Annotated in this window: 13 protein-coding genes and 1 pseudogene; 9 read left to right on the top strand and 5 right to left on the bottom strand. The window is 51.7% G+C overall.

Going from position 1 to position 16,442, the window contains the following annotated elements; all coding sequences use genetic code 11:
• Positions 1-9: 9 nt before the first annotated feature.
• The gene (locus LG297_RS14435) at positions 10-465 is read right to left on the bottom strand and encodes a tripartite tricarboxylate transporter TctB family protein (RefSeq protein ID WP_404421421.1); all 456 of its coding nucleotides are present in this window, start codon (positions 463-465) and stop codon (positions 10-12) included.
• Between the two features lie 401 nt (positions 466-866).
• Here LG297_RS14435 and LG297_RS14430 point away from each other — a divergent pair, with 401 nt between their 5' ends.
• Entirely contained in the window at positions 867-2,021 is a 1,155-nt protein-coding gene (locus LG297_RS14430; RefSeq protein WP_404421419.1) for an iron-containing alcohol dehydrogenase, read from the top strand.
• A gap of 338 nt (positions 2,022-2,359) precedes the next feature.
• On the opposite strand, the pseudogene LG297_RS14425 reads toward LG297_RS14430, so the two are convergent.
• Positions 2,360-2,532, bottom strand: a pseudogene (locus LG297_RS14425) (transposase); the annotation flags it as partial.
• 269 nt (positions 2,533-2,801) lie between these two features.
• Between LG297_RS14425 and LG297_RS14420 the strand changes: the two are divergent.
• The 5 genes from LG297_RS14420 to LG297_RS14400 all read left to right on the top strand — a co-directional run bounded on the left by LG297_RS14420 (position 2,802) and on the right by LG297_RS14400 (position 9,319).
• Positions 2,802-3,320 carry an RNA polymerase sigma factor gene (locus LG297_RS14420; RefSeq protein ID WP_404421417.1) on the top strand — a complete coding sequence of 173 codons (519 nt, stop codon included), beginning with the start codon at positions 2,802-2,804 and terminating at the stop codon, positions 3,318-3,320.
• Positions 3,321-3,444: 124 nt separating this feature from the next.
• Entirely contained in the window at positions 3,445-4,404 is a 960-nt protein-coding gene (locus tag LG297_RS14415) for a FecR family protein (protein ID WP_404421415.1), read from the top strand.
• Positions 4,405-4,522: 118 nt separating this feature from the next.
• The gene (locus LG297_RS14410; RefSeq protein ID WP_404421413.1) at positions 4,523-6,958 is read left to right on the top strand and encodes a TonB-dependent siderophore receptor; all 2,436 of its coding nucleotides are present in this window, start codon (positions 4,523-4,525) and stop codon (positions 6,956-6,958) included.
• A gap of 4 nt (positions 6,959-6,962) precedes the next feature.
• The gene (locus LG297_RS14405; protein WP_404421411.1) at positions 6,963-8,180 is read left to right on the top strand and encodes an MFS transporter; all 1,218 of its coding nucleotides are present in this window, start codon (positions 6,963-6,965) and stop codon (positions 8,178-8,180) included.
• Positions 8,181-8,182: 2 nt separating this feature from the next.
• Positions 8,183-9,319 carry an ABC transporter substrate-binding protein gene (locus LG297_RS14400; protein WP_404421409.1) on the top strand — a complete coding sequence of 379 codons (1,137 nt, stop codon included), beginning with the start codon at positions 8,183-8,185 and terminating at the stop codon, positions 9,317-9,319.
• Positions 9,320-9,932: 613 nt separating this feature from the next.
• Here the strand turns inward: LG297_RS14400 and LG297_RS14395 are convergent.
• From LG297_RS14395 to LG297_RS14385, 3 genes are read right to left on the bottom strand one after another with little or no spacing between them, the layout of a single operon-like run.
• Positions 9,933-10,295, bottom strand: coding sequence for a RidA family protein (locus LG297_RS14395; protein ID WP_404421407.1), 363 nt, complete (start codon positions 10,293-10,295; stop codon positions 9,933-9,935).
• A gap of 51 nt (positions 10,296-10,346) precedes the next feature.
• Positions 10,347-11,603 (bottom strand): NAD(P)/FAD-dependent oxidoreductase, encoded by a 1,257-nt coding sequence (locus LG297_RS14390; protein WP_404421405.1) that lies wholly within the window; start codon positions 11,601-11,603, stop codon positions 10,347-10,349.
• Positions 11,604-11,617: 14 nt separating this feature from the next.
• On the bottom strand, positions 11,618-13,057 hold the full coding sequence (locus LG297_RS14385) for a PLP-dependent aminotransferase family protein (RefSeq protein ID WP_404421403.1): 1,440 nt from the start codon (positions 13,055-13,057) through the stop codon (positions 11,618-11,620).
• Between the two features lie 239 nt (positions 13,058-13,296).
• Between LG297_RS14385 and dctP the strand changes: the two genes are divergently transcribed.
• From dctP to LG297_RS14370, 3 genes are all read left to right on the top strand, one after another.
• Complete coding sequence (dctP, locus tag LG297_RS14380) at positions 13,297-14,313, top strand: TRAP transporter substrate-binding protein DctP (protein ID WP_404421401.1); 1,017 nt, start codon at positions 13,297-13,299, stop codon at positions 14,311-14,313.
• 113 nt (positions 14,314-14,426) lie between these two features.
• Positions 14,427-15,029, top strand: coding sequence for a TRAP transporter small permease (locus tag LG297_RS14375; RefSeq protein WP_404421399.1), 603 nt, complete (start codon positions 14,427-14,429; stop codon positions 15,027-15,029).
• On the top strand, positions 15,026-16,333 hold the full coding sequence (locus LG297_RS14370; protein ID WP_404421397.1) for a TRAP transporter large permease: 1,308 nt from the start codon (positions 15,026-15,028) through the stop codon (positions 16,331-16,333). Before LG297_RS14375 ends, LG297_RS14370 begins: the two co-directional genes overlap by 4 nt.
• The last annotated feature ends 109 nt before the right edge of the window (positions 16,334-16,442 follow it).

Here is a 16,442-nt window from a genome sequence, read left to right as displayed (position 1 = left end):
ATTTTTTGATCAGGGCAACCAAACTTTGAGAAAATTGGTAAAGCCCAGATAGATGACGCCGGTTGTCAGAACGGGAAAAGCAATCAGCGCAAGAGGACGCCGTTCTCCGACGAGATAAAGGCCGAGGCAGAATGTGATCAGCGTCGAAGGCAAATAGCCCAGCGGCATGAAAGCGGCAGCGTAAGCAACAAGCAAAATTGTAAACATACCCATCCGGAGCAGAAGCTTTCGGTCCGGCATTGATATCCCTGTCTTGTCATTTCGGTGCTTGAGAGCGCGCGCGATCAGGGCAACAGAAAGCACCGAGATCAGTCCGATCATGATCCATGGCAGGAATGATGGCCCAGCAACAGTGTTTGTGGATTGCGCTTTTACAAGTGCAGTGCGCCAGGCGGCAAAACCGCAAAATAGTAAAAGACCGCTGCCGATATATAGGCTGCTGCGTGATTCGCTAACTGTGCTCACGCTTTCCTCCCTTGCAGGCGTGATGAATTGGCGTGGCATTTTCTGCTTCTTGTTGAGTGCTAGGGTATGGTGGCTTGAAAATATGTCAACTTATTTTGTCATTTGTTGTGAAATCTTTTTGAGTTGGTGGAATTTCCCAGCCATGTTTGTTTTGCGTGTCTGTGACTATGGGGTGTATAAATATATAATAATATCAGTTATTTAATCATAAAATTATACTGAGAAGATTGGTCTGTAGTGATGTTGATGTGGTTATTGAGGTGTTGAAATTGTTTGTTATTACAAATTGACAAATTTAGAATTCACGCTTTATGTTGAGTCAGTTCTTCCGACGAATCCTCTCGCAATTTAGCCGGAAACCGGGCTGAAGCATCGATTTGGAAGATCGGTAAATTTCAATTTTGACAAGTCGACACCATTTAGAGGGCCTGAAGATGCTTAACCTTTCCCGCCAGATCGAAATTCAACGTCCGTCCATTTTGCGTTTTGGTGAGGGGGCGGTTTCCGGGCTGTCTGAATGGGTTCGCGGGCATGGTTTCAGAAAGCCGTTTGTTGTCTCCGACGGTGTCAATGTCGCGAGGCTGGATATTCTCGGTCTCTCGGATGTTGCCGTTTTCGGCGATGTAGTGCCCGAGCCGGACGAGCATAATCTCAATGCAGCGATCAAAGCTGGGTCCGGATGTGATCTCGTAATCGGATTTGGCGGGGGGTCCGCGATGGACCTTGCCAAGCTTGTTTCTGTGATGGTTGATCGCGATGTGCTGCTCTCGGATATCTCAGGACCTGGTCGCGCTCCCAAGCGATGTGTCGGGTTGGTTCAGATACCGACGACAGCTGGAACCGGCTCGGAAGTTGGCACGCGTGCGCTTGTTACGGATCCGTCGAGCTTGAACAAGGTTGCAACCGAGAGTATCGAGATGCTGGCGGATATTGCCATTATTGACCCGGTCTTGACGGTTTCGGTGCCGGCTGACGTCACGGCGGCAACTGGTGTAGATGCTCTGGCGCATTGTGTGGAGGCATTCACCTCCAAACGTGCGCATCCGCTGATTGATGGTTATGCTTTGCAAGGTATCGAACTGGTTGGGAAATATCTTGCGCGGGCGGTAAAGGACGGGACCGATATCGAAGCCAGATCAGGCATGGCTTTGGCGGCCTTGTACGGTGGTGTTTGCCTCGGTCCGGTGAATACGACTGCTGGCCATGCCGTTTCCTATCCGCTTGGAACACGGCACAAGCTTCCGCACGGGCTAGCCAATGCTTTGATGTTTCCGCATGTTCTTGCGATTAACGAGCCTGCTGTTCCTGAAAAAACCCGGCAGGTCGCCCGCGCTCTTGGCTTGGCGGATTACAATGGTGTCGAAGGCTTGCGGGATGCGTCTGTTGCATTTTGCGCTTCACTGGGCATGTGCATGGATATCGGCAGTTACGGTGTTCCAGAGGCTGATTTCGAGAACATGGCAGCAGAGGCGCATGCTATTCGCCGTCTTCTCGACTGGAATCCGGTTAACCTGTCAAAGCAGGATATTCTTGAGTTGTACAAGGCTGCATCTTGAAGCTTGCATGGCATTAATGATTCCTGACTTTGGCGTTGAAGTGCTTGAATTCATTTTGTTTGTTAGCACAGTGGCGATTTGGACGGTGTAGGTCAGGGCTCAAACTGGCGTAAAATAGTGCTGACGGTAAGTGTCATTTTCTTGGGTAGGGAATGGTTATTATTAAACATTCAACCAATGCAGATTAGTTGCGGGCCATAACGTTATAGACGGGTACTCAATCGTGGAAAAGGTGGCTTGCGAGAGGCGTATCGTAAAAGATCGTAGTTGTTTGTGCCCCCGCAACCACTTCTGTTATAAATCATTCCTTTGCGAGATATAACAGAGCCTTAAAACAAAACACCCAATCGGCTCCAGCGTACAAAGCGGTTGTAGAACGTCCTATACGGCCCATATTCCCTTGGGGCATCACGCCAGCGAAGACCGCTGCGAATGACATGGATGATCCCGGAAACAACCCGCTGATCATCAACACGAGGGATCCCGTGGGCCTAGGAAAATAGGGCTCAATGCGCTGTAACTGACAACGGGAAAGTCAAAACGGATCGCTCATAAAGTTCTACTCACCAATCAGAGAAACCACTTTCAATCAGAAAGCTGGACCAAAAATTAATAGGTCCTGAGCCTAGTTTCGTTGCTCTACTAATAATAGTCACAGTTTAAGTTGAAAATGATTATCATTACTGATACGTTCCGCTCGTCACCGTTGTGGGGGCTGTCTGTCCGGGCGCGTGAAACGGGCCATCGGGCAGGGTTTCATAGGTAATGATGAACATACGCATGAGTTTCTGGCGGAACACACTTGCAAAGCTGTTCGAAGATCATCGGCGCCAGCTTGTCGCGATGGTTGTTCGGCGGATACGTGATCGTGAAGTTGCGGCCGAAATTGTACAGGATGTTTATGCGCGTCTGATGCAGTCCGGTGATTGCGGTGAGCCGGAAGCGAATACCAAGATGCTTTATGCGTCAGTACGCAATGCCGTCATTGATCATCACCGCAGCACTTTTGGCCGTGCGCAGGCCATGAACGGGGTCCTTCCGGATCAGCTTTGGTTGTGTGAAACGACGTCTCCTCATGATCATGCCGAAGCCCGTCAGGCGCTTTCTGCGCTTGATCGTGCCTTGCTGGAACTTTCGCCGAAGGCGCGCGAGATGTTCATCCTTCATCGTGTCGATGGCATATCCAACGCGAAATTGGCGAAAAAGTATGGCATTTCCGTCAGTGCGGTGGAAAAACAACTGGCCCGGACCATGCGCCATTGCCAGAAACGGCTGGCAGCCTATCGCAACGACGTCTGATAAATCCCATACGCGCTATGAGGATATTTTATCGTCATCCGTTATTGTTTATAGAAAGGGAATTTGGCGGGTCACATCATTTACTGATATGAACGCCACATCATAACGGGCGAACCGGGAACCTATGCAAGGCGCTTTTGAACCGACTGAACAGCAAAAGGACGAAGCTGCACTCTGGCACGCAAGACGGGCAGGTGGTTCGTTGTCGGCTGAGCAGGAATACGAGTTCGAACAATGGCTGAATGCAGACCGGAACAACCGGCTGGCTTTTGATCAGATGCGCGTGCTTTGGGCCCGGATCGAGGAGCCTGCAAGACGCCTTTCCGAAACCCAAAGGAAGCCGGTACTTTCCGGTTTCCTCTCATGGTTCCGCCCGTGGCGCTCTTTTGCCGCCCTTGCGGGAATGGCATTTGTCGCGGGCGCGGTCTTTTTCCTTCATCCCGATTTCATCGATAACATCCAGGCCGATATCGTTACCGGTCAGTCAAATGTCACTGAAATTGAATTGCCCGATGGTTCGGTTGTGCGGCTTGCGGCAAACAGTGCGCTATCGACCGACTTCGATGAAGGCCACCGGGAAATACAATTATTGCGGGGACAGGCATTTTTTGAAGTTGTCCACCGTAATGGCGATCCGTTCCGGGTGCGGACCGGCGATGCCACGGTACAGGTCGTTGGCACCCGATTCAATGTGGATCGCCTTTCACAACAGACTGTTGTGGTTGTCGAGGATGGGGCTGTTCGCGTATCAAGCGGGCTGAATGAAAACGGTGTTCTGCTGGGACCGGGGCAGCGGGTTATTGTCAATGACGGAACACTTTCGCCATCCGAAATCGGCGATGTCGGCCTTGCACTATCCTGGATGAAGGGGCGGCTTAGTGTGCACAACATGCCCGTTTCAGAGCTGACCGCCCGGTTGGAAAACTTTGATCAAGGCCGCATCGTTGTGATTGGCGATGTGGGAACGCGCAACATTTCCGGTAGTTTTCCGACGACCAATATACCCGGATCACTTGAAACTGTTGCCGATGCGATTGGCGCAAAGGTCGTCAGAACCTCGCCTTGGTTAACAGTTATTTACTGAGATTGCGAAAAATTCGCAAAAAATCATCCTCCGATGTGAGGACTCTTATTTCCCGTTCGTTTGTCCTTTTAGATGCAGGGGGCCTGCCTGAAAGAAAAGACGTTTATGGAGCGGGAAGTTGGAATTCAAACAAGCAAGAAAAAGAACATACTCTCTGATTTCGGTATTACTGGTTTCAACCGCAATGGTCGTGCCAGCGGCATCGGGGGCGCTGGCGGCAAATGTGCAGACCGAAATCGCACAGGCGACCTATTCATTTGATATCTCGGTTTCTTCGCTTGCCGAAGGGATCGCTGAAATCGGTGCCGCGTCGGGCTGGCGAATTGCCTATACGATTGATCTGCCGTCTATCGACGGAACGCGCATAATCCGCGGCGGTATGACAGTTCCCGCCGCGATTGATACATTGCTGCGCGGTACCGGACTTTCCTATCGTGAAACTGGCGAAAATTCCCTGATCCTGATCGACCCGGCGGCGGAAGCCGGGCAAAGCGGTGCCGCAGTTGTCGATCCGATCCGCGTTGAAGCCAACAGCACGCAATCCGATCTGCCACCCGCCTATGCCGGTGGCCAGGTCGCGACCGGTGGCCGTCTTGGCATGCTGGGCAACACAGACATCATGGATGCACCAGTCAGCATCACCAGCTACACCAGCGAAAAGATTGCCGATCAGCAAGCCCAGACGATTGCCGATGTCTTAAAGCATGACCCATCCGTTCGGTCACCAAACAGTAGTGCCGGGATGCTTGATACCTATCAAATCCGTGGTTTCAACATGAATACCGGTAACTCTGGCGAAGTTTCCTTCAATGGGGTCTACGGTGTTGCACCAACATATCGTGCGCAGACTGGCTATGCCGAGCGTATCGAAGTTCTTAAAGGTCCGGCAGCGCTGCTGGGTGGTATGGCGCCTAATAGTGGTGTTGGTGGTACGATCAACATCGTTCCCAAACGTGCCGGTGATGAAGACCTGACCCGTGTCAGTGCCGATTATGGACTTGGCGAGCAGGCCGGGGGTAACGTTGATTTCGGTCGTCGTTTTGGCAACGAGAATCAGTTGGGCGTCCGCTTCAATGGTGGCTACCACAACGGCGATACGTACCTTGATCATCAGGAACGTGAAGCATTGTTAGGGGCGATTGCACTTGATTATCGTGGTGATGATTTCAGAGCAACACTTGACCTGATTGATCAACGTGAAAACCTGAATGCGCCATTCCGGGAATTTCTGGTGGATGGAGCTGTTACCTCGATGCCAAATGCGCCAGATGGTAATAGAAACGTTGCCAACGAGTGGGAATGGTCCGAGGTAACCGATCAGTCAGCTCTTCTTGGGGGCGAATATGACCTTACAGAAAAAATGACTTTGTTCGGCAGTTTCGGTGCCGGGAAAACCCAGGTCGAGCGTCTGTTCGGTTATCCTGAAATCCAGAACTCTGCCGGGGATACAACCGACACCGTTTCGTACGCCAAGTTTCAAACCAAACGCTGGACAGCGGATGCGGGAATTCGGGGAGAGTTTGAAACAGGTTTTGTCGGACATCAGGCTACTTTCCAAGTCAGCCGTTATTCCGATGAATTTAGCCGGGGATTATTGAACGGTGATGACACTCTGAATTCCAACATATATTCACCTGTTGCCAATCCGATGGATGCTGTCGTGGTTCCGGCGAGCCGTCCAAAACTCTCAGAAACCGATCTGACCGGGGTTGCTATCGCAGATACTCTGTCGATGTGGGACGATTTCCTTCAAGTGACAGTGGGCGCTCGTCATCAGCGTATTGAGACGGACAACTTCAATGCCACGACCGGTTTGATAACTTCAAGCTATGACGATAGCGTCGTGACCCCGATGGTCGGCGTCGTCGTGAAACCAAGCAATTCGCTGTCGGTTTATGCCAACTATCTTGAAGGGCTCAGCCGTGGCAGCATTGCGCCAAATACGGCGACCAATGCTGGCGAAGCAATGGCACCATACGTTGCCAAGCAGATCGAGACAGGTGTGAAGTTTGATTACGGTAAGTTCGGTGCTACGGCGGCGATATTCCAGATCACGAAACCATCGGGACAGTTGGCAAATAACGTTTACAATTCTGATGCAGAGCAGCGAAATCGTGGCATCGAGCTTGGTGTTTTCGGTGAAGTTATGCCAAATGTTCGGTTGCTTGGCGGCGTCATGTTCTTGGATGCGGAGCTGACCAAAACCAATAGTGCGACGACAAAGGGAAATCAGGCTGTTGGCGCACCGGAAATGTCAATCAACCTGACGGCCGAATGGGACACACCATTTGCGCCGGGGCTGACACTGAGTGGCACGGTCAACCACGTTTCCGAGCAATATATCAACACAACGAATACGTTGGATATCCCGGATTCTACGACGCTGGATTTGGGCCTGCGTTACAAAACAATCTTCGCAGAAACACCAGTTACCTTCCGAGCAACAATCCAGAATGCAACGGACGAGGACTATTGGGCAGGAGTCAACGAATTCAGCATGGTCTCTGTCGGGGCACCTCGTACGGCTCTGCTGTCTGTAACAGCTGACTTCTAGTCTGATGTCCATTCGCTGGCAGATACATCTTCTGTTTATCATCCAGCTGGTTTCGATGGGAGCAATGGAGATGAGCGGGCCGTTCTGGCCCGTTCATTTACGTTCATTAAGCCATTCGGAAGATCTGTTCACATTTGCCGGTATTGCCGTTTATATCGGGCCGATGCTGGGCATCATGCTGACCAGCACGTTCTGGGGGCGGCTTGGGGATCGGTTCGGTCATAAGGCCATGATGATGCGCGCCCTTTTCGGGCTTGCGATTACCCAGCTTGCCCTAGCCTATGCCAATGACGTGTGGCTGATCCTGATGCTGCGGTTCCTGCAAGGGGCGTGTGCGGGCTATATTGCGCCAGCACAGGCCTATGGTGTCAGCATTGAAAGCCCGGCAAGACGGGTAAAGTTGTTTGCCTATTTGCAGGTTTCAACCAATGTCGGCTCGCTTGGCGGGGCGTTGGTGGGGGGCGTGATCCTTGATCATGCGGCTTTCTTCTGGATCAACTTTTCCGCAGCCATTCTGTGTGCTGTTTGTCTGGTTTCGGTCTGGGCATTGCTGCCGGTTGTGGAGCCAAAAGATGCCGGGCGTGGTGCCGTTGACAATGCCGCAGCAACAGCAAAGATCAGCATTTTACAATCACCACAGATCGTTTCCCTTCTGACCATTCTGGGCGTTTTGTTGCTGGGCCGGATGGTGACGCAATCACCGTTTTCGATTTATGTGCTGAACATCTTTGATGTCGGTAACTGGGTCGTCGGTTTTTGCTATGGCTTGCTGGCACTTGGTTTTGTCGTTTCGGCATCCCTTTGGGCGCGCTATTTCGAAGGACGTGCGGCGCGCGATATTCTGGGTGGCATGTGTCTGGTGATTGCTGGATGTGTGGTGGTGACCTTGTTGACCGGTATGACCCGGTCGATCTTTGTTTTTACCGCGATGTATTTCATCTGGGGTGTGTTGCTTGGCGCGACCACACCGGTATTGACCGCCCTTGTATCGCGGGCGGCGGGGGATCACCGGCAGGGGCATGTGCTTGGTCTTGCGCAAAGTACGGCACAATTTGCGTCCATCGCGGGTATCTCTCTTGGTGGCTGGTTCAGTCAGGCCGCCGGACTTTCAAATATCTATTTTCTTGTCGGATTTGTTTACGCCATCGGGTTTGTCCTGACCGTTTTTGCGCGCGCGCGTGCAGACACGATTGCCCGACCATCAGAAATTCCCGGAGAATAATAATGATCGTAAAAACGATATCACGCCTTATTGCCGCCGCCGGTTTAAGCCTGCTTTTTATTCAGACGGCCTTGGCCGAAATGATCACCGTCACCGACATTGCCGGACGCGAGGTCAGGGTCAATATGCCGATCCAAAGGGCTGTCTTGGGTGAAGGGCGGCAGCTTTATATCATCGCCGCATTGGATCGTGAAAATCCGGCAAAACGGATTGTCGGCTGGCGCAAGGATCTGATCGAGGCCGACCCGGCTACTTATCAGGCCTATCTGGCGAAGTTCCCGGTCTTTGGTGATATCCCGTCTTTTGCCGGGTTGGAACAAAGCCTGATTGATATCGAAACCACGATTGCGCAAAAGCCTGATGTCGTGTTCCTGAACCTTGAAACACAACAGGCCGTTGACGAGGCGAACTACGTTGAAAAGCTTGATGCGCTTGATATTTCGGTGATCTATGTCGATTTCCGGCATGACCCGGAACGCAATACGGAGCCATCAATCAGGCTGTTTGGCAAACTGTTCGATCAGGAAGCTCGCGCAGAAGAGTTCATCACATTCCGCGCCGCCGAAATTGCCCGCGTGACCGATAAACTGGCGGAAGCCAACCCGTCGCGACCAAAGGTCTTCATCGACCGGGCTGCCGGTTTTTATGAGGACTGCTGCCATTCGTTTGGCGACGGCAATTTCGGTGCGATGGTCGAAATGGCGGGGGGCGACAATATCGCCAAGGACCTGATCCCCGGAACGTTCGGGCAAATCAATGCCGAACAGGTTCTGGTTTCAAGCCCCGATCATGTGATTGTAACCAGTGCCGCGTGGGATGCCTATGTGCCGGGTGGGAAATGGGTGCCGGTCGGGCCAGGGGCGGATGCGCAACTGGTGAAGAAAAAACTGGAATATTATCCGACACGTTCGGCCTATCTTGGAATTGCGGCACAAAAAACGCATGCATTCCACGCGGTCTGGCATCAGTTCTATAACAGCCCCTATCAGTTCGTCGCGATCCAGCAAATGGCAAAATGGTTCCATCCGGAACTGTTTGCCGATCTTGATCCTGACGAAACATTCAAGAAGCTGCATGATCGTTTTCTGCCGATCAGTTATCAGCCGGGGTATTTTGGTAGTCTTACTAATAATATGTGATTATCGCTTGCTGAGTTATTTGCTCCGAACGTACTTACAGTTTGAATGAAAGTTTTTCAGAACTCATAGCGCATTTTATGCTGGTTGCAGGGGGCTTAGTGTAAGAGCGGTTAATAGACGATGAGGAGAAGGTGTTGGCGTAATAGGGAGTAGTTAATTGCAAGTCCCCGCAACCAACATTAAGAAAGCCTGCCCTCGTGGCGGGCTTTTTTAATGTCTGGTAGGTGGGAGCGGTCATTTTGAACCTCTTGTTCAAACCAAGCAAAGCATCGCTTTGCGCAGGTTCAGCGTAGCGCAATGCGCGTAGCTAAATCCTCTCCCCGCAACCAAACGATCAAACCCCGCCATTCGGCGGGGTTTTGTCGTTTTGGCTTCAGGGATGACGGATGTTGAACCCGCAAACAGGCCAATGCCTGTTTGCAAGGTTCTTTGCGGAGCCCATCGGGCGGAGCTGAGCGAGCAGCGCGAGCGCTAATCCTCTCCGCAACCACTTCTGTTATAATTCGCTCCTGTGCGAGATATAATAATGCTCTGGATCAAAACACCCCGCCCGGCGAAAGCCAGGCGGGGTGTTGTGTACGGGGAAGAAATAATAAGTATAACACTTACTGTATCAGCAATCCTCTACTGCTACTGCCGCTTCGATGATGATTTCAACCAGAAGATCGGGTTCGGCAAGTTTGGCCTCGCCACATGCCCGTACCGGTGCATGACCGGTCGGCACCCAGGCATCCCAAACGGCATTCATTTCTTCAAAATCGGACATATCCGCCAACCATATAACCGCTTTCAGGATATGTTTTCGGCTGCTGCCAGCTTCCGTTAGAAGCGCGTCAACAGCTTCAAGGGTTTGCCGGGTCTGGTCGGCAATCGAGTGGCCGTTTTCACCGACTTGCCCGGCAAGATAAACAGTGTTGCCATGCTTGACGATCTGGCTCATACGGGTTTCGGTTTGAATACGTTGAATTTCGGTCATCGCTTTCATTCCATTATTCTAAAAGTTGCCAATGGGATTGATTGGTCAGGATTAGTCAAAGCGTTTGGCACTAAACGGAGCCAAAAGATTGCTATTACTGTGATCAGTGATCAGATTTTTGACAGCATTTGCCGTGACGGGGCCAAGGGTCAGCCCGAGATGCCCGTGACCGAAGGCGTAAATGATGCGGTTGTTATGACGAGATGGGCCAATCACAGGTAAAGAGTCAGGCAGGGAGGGGCGAAAGCCGAGCCAGCTTTTGGCGGGGGATGGCAGATGAGGAAATATCGACCGCACGCCTCGTTCCAGAAGGGTGAAGCGTTTCGGGTTTGGTCCAGCTTTGATCCCACCAAGTTCAACCGTACCGGCAACGCGTAATCGTCCCTGCATCGGTGTCATGTAAAACCCTTTATCTACCGGACAGACAGGGCGCGACAATAATGTTTCGTTTGTTTCAAATTCCAAATGATATCCACGTTCCGTATCAAGTGGCACCTTATCACCTGCCATCGCGGCAAACTTGCGTGACCACACACCTGCCGCAATGACGGTGTAATCGGCAAAATAGGAGGATTCCTGCCCATTAATAAGGGTGCCCGAATTTCCGCGTCCTGGATCAAGCGACAGGACGGTATCGTGAATGAACCGGACACCGAGGCGGCATGCATGGTCGGATAATTTTTGTAAAACGGCTGCCGGATCAGCCAGATGTATCGCATCGGGGAAATAAAGCCCGGCACCGAACTTGTTGCCCAGTACGGGCTCCATTTCGGCAACTTCAGCACCATTCAATGATTGCTGCTTGATACCAAGTTTAACACGCTGACGGTTTTCCCAGTTTTGCAAATCAAGGTCAGCGTGATTGCGATAGATATAAAGACATCCTTTATGTTCCGTCATGTCTGTGACATTGCTGTCACTGGCTCGTTGTTGCCAGCTTGGGATGGCATTTGATAGCAAACTGGCAAGTGCAGTGGCATTGCGTCTGGCCGGTTTTGAACGTGATTGTAAAATGAACCGGATCAACCATGGAGCAAGGCCGGGAAGAGACGTCCAACGCATGGCAAACGGGCTATCCGGGGAGGTCAGCAATTTTGGCAGATCGCGCAATATTCCGGGATTGCCAACAGGGATGACACCGTAAGGTGCAACTGTTCCGGCATTGCCATATGATGCTGCATATTCTGCCCCGGCATCGCTGTTGGCGATTACCATGACCTCATAACCGGCTTCGGCCAGCTCAAGAGCCGAGCACAAGCCAATCACCCCGCTGCCGATGACAGCGACTTCCGCCTTGATTGCAGTCATTTAAATTTTACTCCCTAGACGGCGTTATGCAGATGCAAATGGCCGTTTTCAAGAAGGTTGGCGATGATCGTCAGACCTTTTAAAAGGTCGTCTCGTGAGCGTGCTGCACCGATATTCACGCGTACCGCATGCGGTACCGGATCGCGTCCAATGGCAAAAGTATCAGCCGGAAGAACCCCCACACCTTCGCGCTGGGCAGCACGGGCAAAACCGGCCGCGCGCCATGGTTCGGGCAAATGAACCCAGCAATGCGTCGATGTTGGCTGCGTCTGGATATCAAACCGGCCAAGAACGTTTTGTACGATTTGATAGCGCGCGCGCAATTCTTCCTTTTGCCGGGTGATGATCGCATCGACTGTACCATCTTCAATCATCACGGTTGCAATCAATGCCGTAAGGGGGCTGATGCTCCAGCAGTTGATGCGAAGGGCGCTTGCAATATCGCCGACAAGCGTACGAGGGGCGCGGACAAAACCGTATCGTAATCCGGGGGCGATATATTTTGACAGGCAGCCGATATAAATTGTCAGTTCGGGCTCAATACTTGCGAAGGTTGGAATATCTTCCTCGACCAACGGGCCATAAACATCATCCTCGATGATCAGTACATTGAAGCGTGATGCGATGGCAGCCAGTTCGCGGCGGCGTTGTTCGGGAATTGTGATTGCGGTCGGGTTTTGCATCGACGGTACAAGGAAAGCTGCACGAGGGTGCCATTGCAGGCAGGCTGCCTCAAATGCATCTGGAAGCATGCCGTCGCGATCCATGGCGACACCGCGCAATTCTGTACCATGACTGCGTGCAAGCGCATTGATCCCTTGATAAGTGATGGCATCGGCAAGGATCACGTCACCGGGCTGTGTGACGCCCATAAGGACACAGGACAAGCCATGCTGTGCGCCTTCTGTCAGGATTAGGTGTCGTGCACTGTCGTTACCCATTTTCGTTGCGGCCCACTGTGCGACGGCATTTCGTGCCCAGACTGGGCCGTCCGAAGTTTGGTAATCCTGAACGGATTTGAAGCGTGGATCGCGTGAAATCCGGGGCAGGAGGGATGTCAGTTCTTCGATATAGGCCGTTGTCGCCGGACGGTTGACTGACAAGTCAATCAGACCGCTTTCATCCGAAGGTGCAGATCTGAATGCATTTTCTTCTCTTGGCGGGCGACTTGCCGAAGCGACCAGCGTTCCACGGCCCGGGCGGCTTTCAATAAGCCCTTGTTTTTGCAGAAGGGAAAACGCGCGCGTTACCGTTGTCAGGTTAATGCCCAGTTCACGAGCAACATCGCGCTGGGGTGGCAGACGATCACCAGGTGACAATATGCCACTTCGAATTTGGGCTTCGATATGGTCGGCAAGCTGGCGGTAGATCGGAGGGCCATCTTCGGTGATTACGGCGCCGTCAAGCATGATGAACTTGTCCTGATTGTCATTATTAAGTTCGGTTTGTACCACAATACAATCCATACAACAACCACGTGCAAAAGAATTATCTGATCATATAACGGTAATAATAATGCGTTGTCATGCTAAATTAAGCAAAAAAGGTAATTGACCCACCATACAATTTGATTTAGCGTTTCGAATTGTCGGATTTGTATGGTGGTACATTATCGGCAGCAGGGTGACTGTTGACCTGCAATTCGCAACCTCCCGGTGGATTGCAGGAATGGCTCCAGAAAAAGGAAAAAATCATGATCAGGAAGGTTTTTGCCTCAAACATTCTTAAAGGTGCGGTTCTTGCCGCAGCCGGTATGATGGTGGCCGGTTTCGCACAGGCCGAAACACTTCGCCTGTCTACATTGATGAAGCCGGGTTCTGCCGGTGTCATCGCTGCAGAACATATGGCAAGCGAGATTAACAAACGTACAAATGGCCGCGTCCAGATCGACGTATATCCGGCAAGCCAGCTTGGAGATTGGACCGAGGTTCATGAACTCGTTTCGCAAGGGGCGGTCGATATGGCGATCCAGCCCCTATCGACCAGTTTTGACAAACGGCTTGCCATATCGTGGTTCCCGTATTCGGTAACCACCTATGAAAGTGCCGAAAAGGCTATGACCAAAGGTGGATATATTGATGCGATGGTCGATGATATTATTTCCGATCAGGATATGAAGCTTTTGGGTGTGTTCGGTGATGGTATGGGCGGGGCTGGCTTCGTCAAGGCTGTCCCGGATGCATCCAATCCGGATACAGACCGCGATCTGAAAATCCGTATCTGGCCAGGTGGTACAACCCACCGTCATATGATGGAACGTCTTGGTTTCAGCACGGTGACTGTGCCTTGGGCAGAGCTTTATACCGGTATGCAGGTTGGTGTTGTCGATGGTCAGATTGGCGGTACGCCGCAGCTTCTGATCGATAATTTCAAAGACATCACAAAGACCTGGGTTCAGTATAACGATCATTTCGAAGCCGCCTGGATATTCATCAACAAAAACAGTTTCGATGGCCTTTCGCCCGAAGACCAGCAGGCGCTGGTCGATATCTCGCAGGAAGTTACGCATGCGCGCTTTGCCGAGGTTAAGGCAGCCGATGAAAAATTCCTGCAGGAAATGCGCGATGCCGGGATCGATGTTGTTACTTTCAGCGACGCCGAACTTGAAAAGCTCGCCTCTGTTGTTCGTCAGGATGTCTGGCCGACAATTGCAGACGAAATCGGTGCGGACACGCTTGATGTCCTGCGCAAGAATGTCGGTATGAACTGAGAACGGTTATATCGACTGGCCCCGGCACGATGTGGGTTTTGGTGCCGGGGCACCCAATATAAATGCCACAAGGCACTCAGCGCAAAAAATGAACGACCCTTCAGGAGGCCTCCATGTCTGTCAGCAACGACAGATCGGATATTGCCGATGACGACATTGCCCTAATTGACGATCTTGGTGTCGAACATCTACCCCCCGATTTTCCTAAAAACAAGGACTCTGCATTTGCGCATTTTTGGCGCTGGAAGCTTCGCGCTCAGCGTTTTGTGATGGTCTTTTGCGGGGTCATGTTGACCATCCTTGTCGGAATTCAGGTTGTAACCCGTTACGGGTTCGGATTTTCGTTTTTCGGGATCGAGGAACTCGCAATGTTCTTTGCGATATGGCTCTACTTCATTGGCGGGGCATATGGCGCGTGGGAGCGCGGCCATATCTCGGCCAGTCTGGTTGAGCTGGTTGTGCGGCGGACATTGATACGGCGCGGTATTCATATTTTAAGCGGTGTGATTACAGTGTTTCTATCGTGCTGGATGACGGTATGGGCAGTGCAATATACTGTCTGGAATATCTCGCGCGGGACACGCTCTATGGAGCTTGGCATTCCGTTATTCTGGGTGCATACGGTCATCCCGCTTGGTCTTGGCTTGATGACGCTTTATTTCCTGATTGATCTTTTAAGCCATATCTTCCCAACGAAGCGGGAGGCGCAGAAATGACATCAATTATTGCACTTGATGCCCTGCTTCTGACGCTGCTGCTTGTGATTGGTGTGCCGGTCCCGCTTTGTTTCGCCGGTGCTGTTCTGTTCCTTGTGATCATGGGCGATTTTGGCAACGCGTCTTTTCTGGTCGCGGCCGGTTTTGGTAAAATTTCATCCATCGTGATCATCGCCATCCCGCTTTATATCATCGCCGGCGGGATTATGAGCCACGGCGGTATTGCGGCACGTCTTGTTGATCTGGCCGATAGTATCTTTGGCCGTTTAAAGGGTGGTCTTGGCATTGTCGTAATTGCTACGACGGCTGTATTTGGGGCGATTTCCGGTATGGCATCCTCGGCGGTGGCGGCAATCGGCACCATCATGATACCGCGCATGGTCGAACGAGGCTACTCGCGAGGCTATGCGGCGTCGCTGGTTTCTGTTTCGGCGGTGTTGGCGCTGCTGATCCCGCCAAGTGCTTCCATGATCCTGTATGGTTGGGTTACTGGAACATCGATTACGGCAAGCTTTCTTGCTCCCGTGGTGCCGGGCCTCATTCTGGTGCTTTTGTTTGCGTTCTGGAACCGGATACTCACCCGAAAAATGCCGTTGAAGGCACCCGAACCGGTCAATTCATCCGAATTCGTTATCGATATTGGAAAAAAGGGCAAGCGCGCCATTCTTGGTTTAATGATGCCGATTATTATTCTGACCTGCATTTATGGCGGAATTGCCACACCGACAGAAGCCGCGGCAATTGCCGTAATCTATGCAGTGCCGATCAGTATCTATGTCTATCGTGGCATGAACTGGAAGGACATGTATGAAGTCCTGTGGCGTACCGGGCAGACGATTGGTGTTTTGCTGGTGCTTGTCTTTTTTGCAGCCATGCTTGGACGTATGTTCACGATGATGAATGTGCCGCAGCACATTCTGGATGGTTTTCTGGCGGTTAGTAACGATCCGGTCATTCTTCTGCTGATGGCCAATCTGTTCCTGATGCTGATCGGTATGTTCATGGAGGATGTCAGCGGGATTTTGCTGGCCGCCCCGATGTTGCTGCCTGTCATGCAGGCTGCCGGGGTCGATAATGTCCACTTTGCCGCAATTATCGCGACCAATCTTGGCATGGGTCTTGTAACCCCGCCGACGGCACCAATCCTTTATTTCGGTGCATTGATTGGTAAAACCGGGATTGGTCCGATGCTAAAGCCAACCCTGATTTTCGTTTTTCTTGCCTATCTCCCTGTGGTCCTCTTGACCACATTCATCCCTGCCTTGTCCATGACATTGCCGACCATAGTGTTAGGGCTGGAGTAGGGAATAACCTCCCGAGCCTACATAATAAAACTAAACCTCGTCCGAATTTTCGGGCGGGGTTCTTTCTTTTGGTCCGGCTAATAGTACATGTTTCTGCCTATCGTAGAGC

Origin of the sequence: Thalassospira australica (assembly GCF_044790785.1) — a bacterium.
Classification (GTDB): Bacteria; Pseudomonadota; Alphaproteobacteria; order Rhodospirillales; family Thalassospiraceae; genus Thalassospira; species Thalassospira australica_A.
This window is presented reverse-complemented; position numbering and strand designations above follow the sequence as displayed.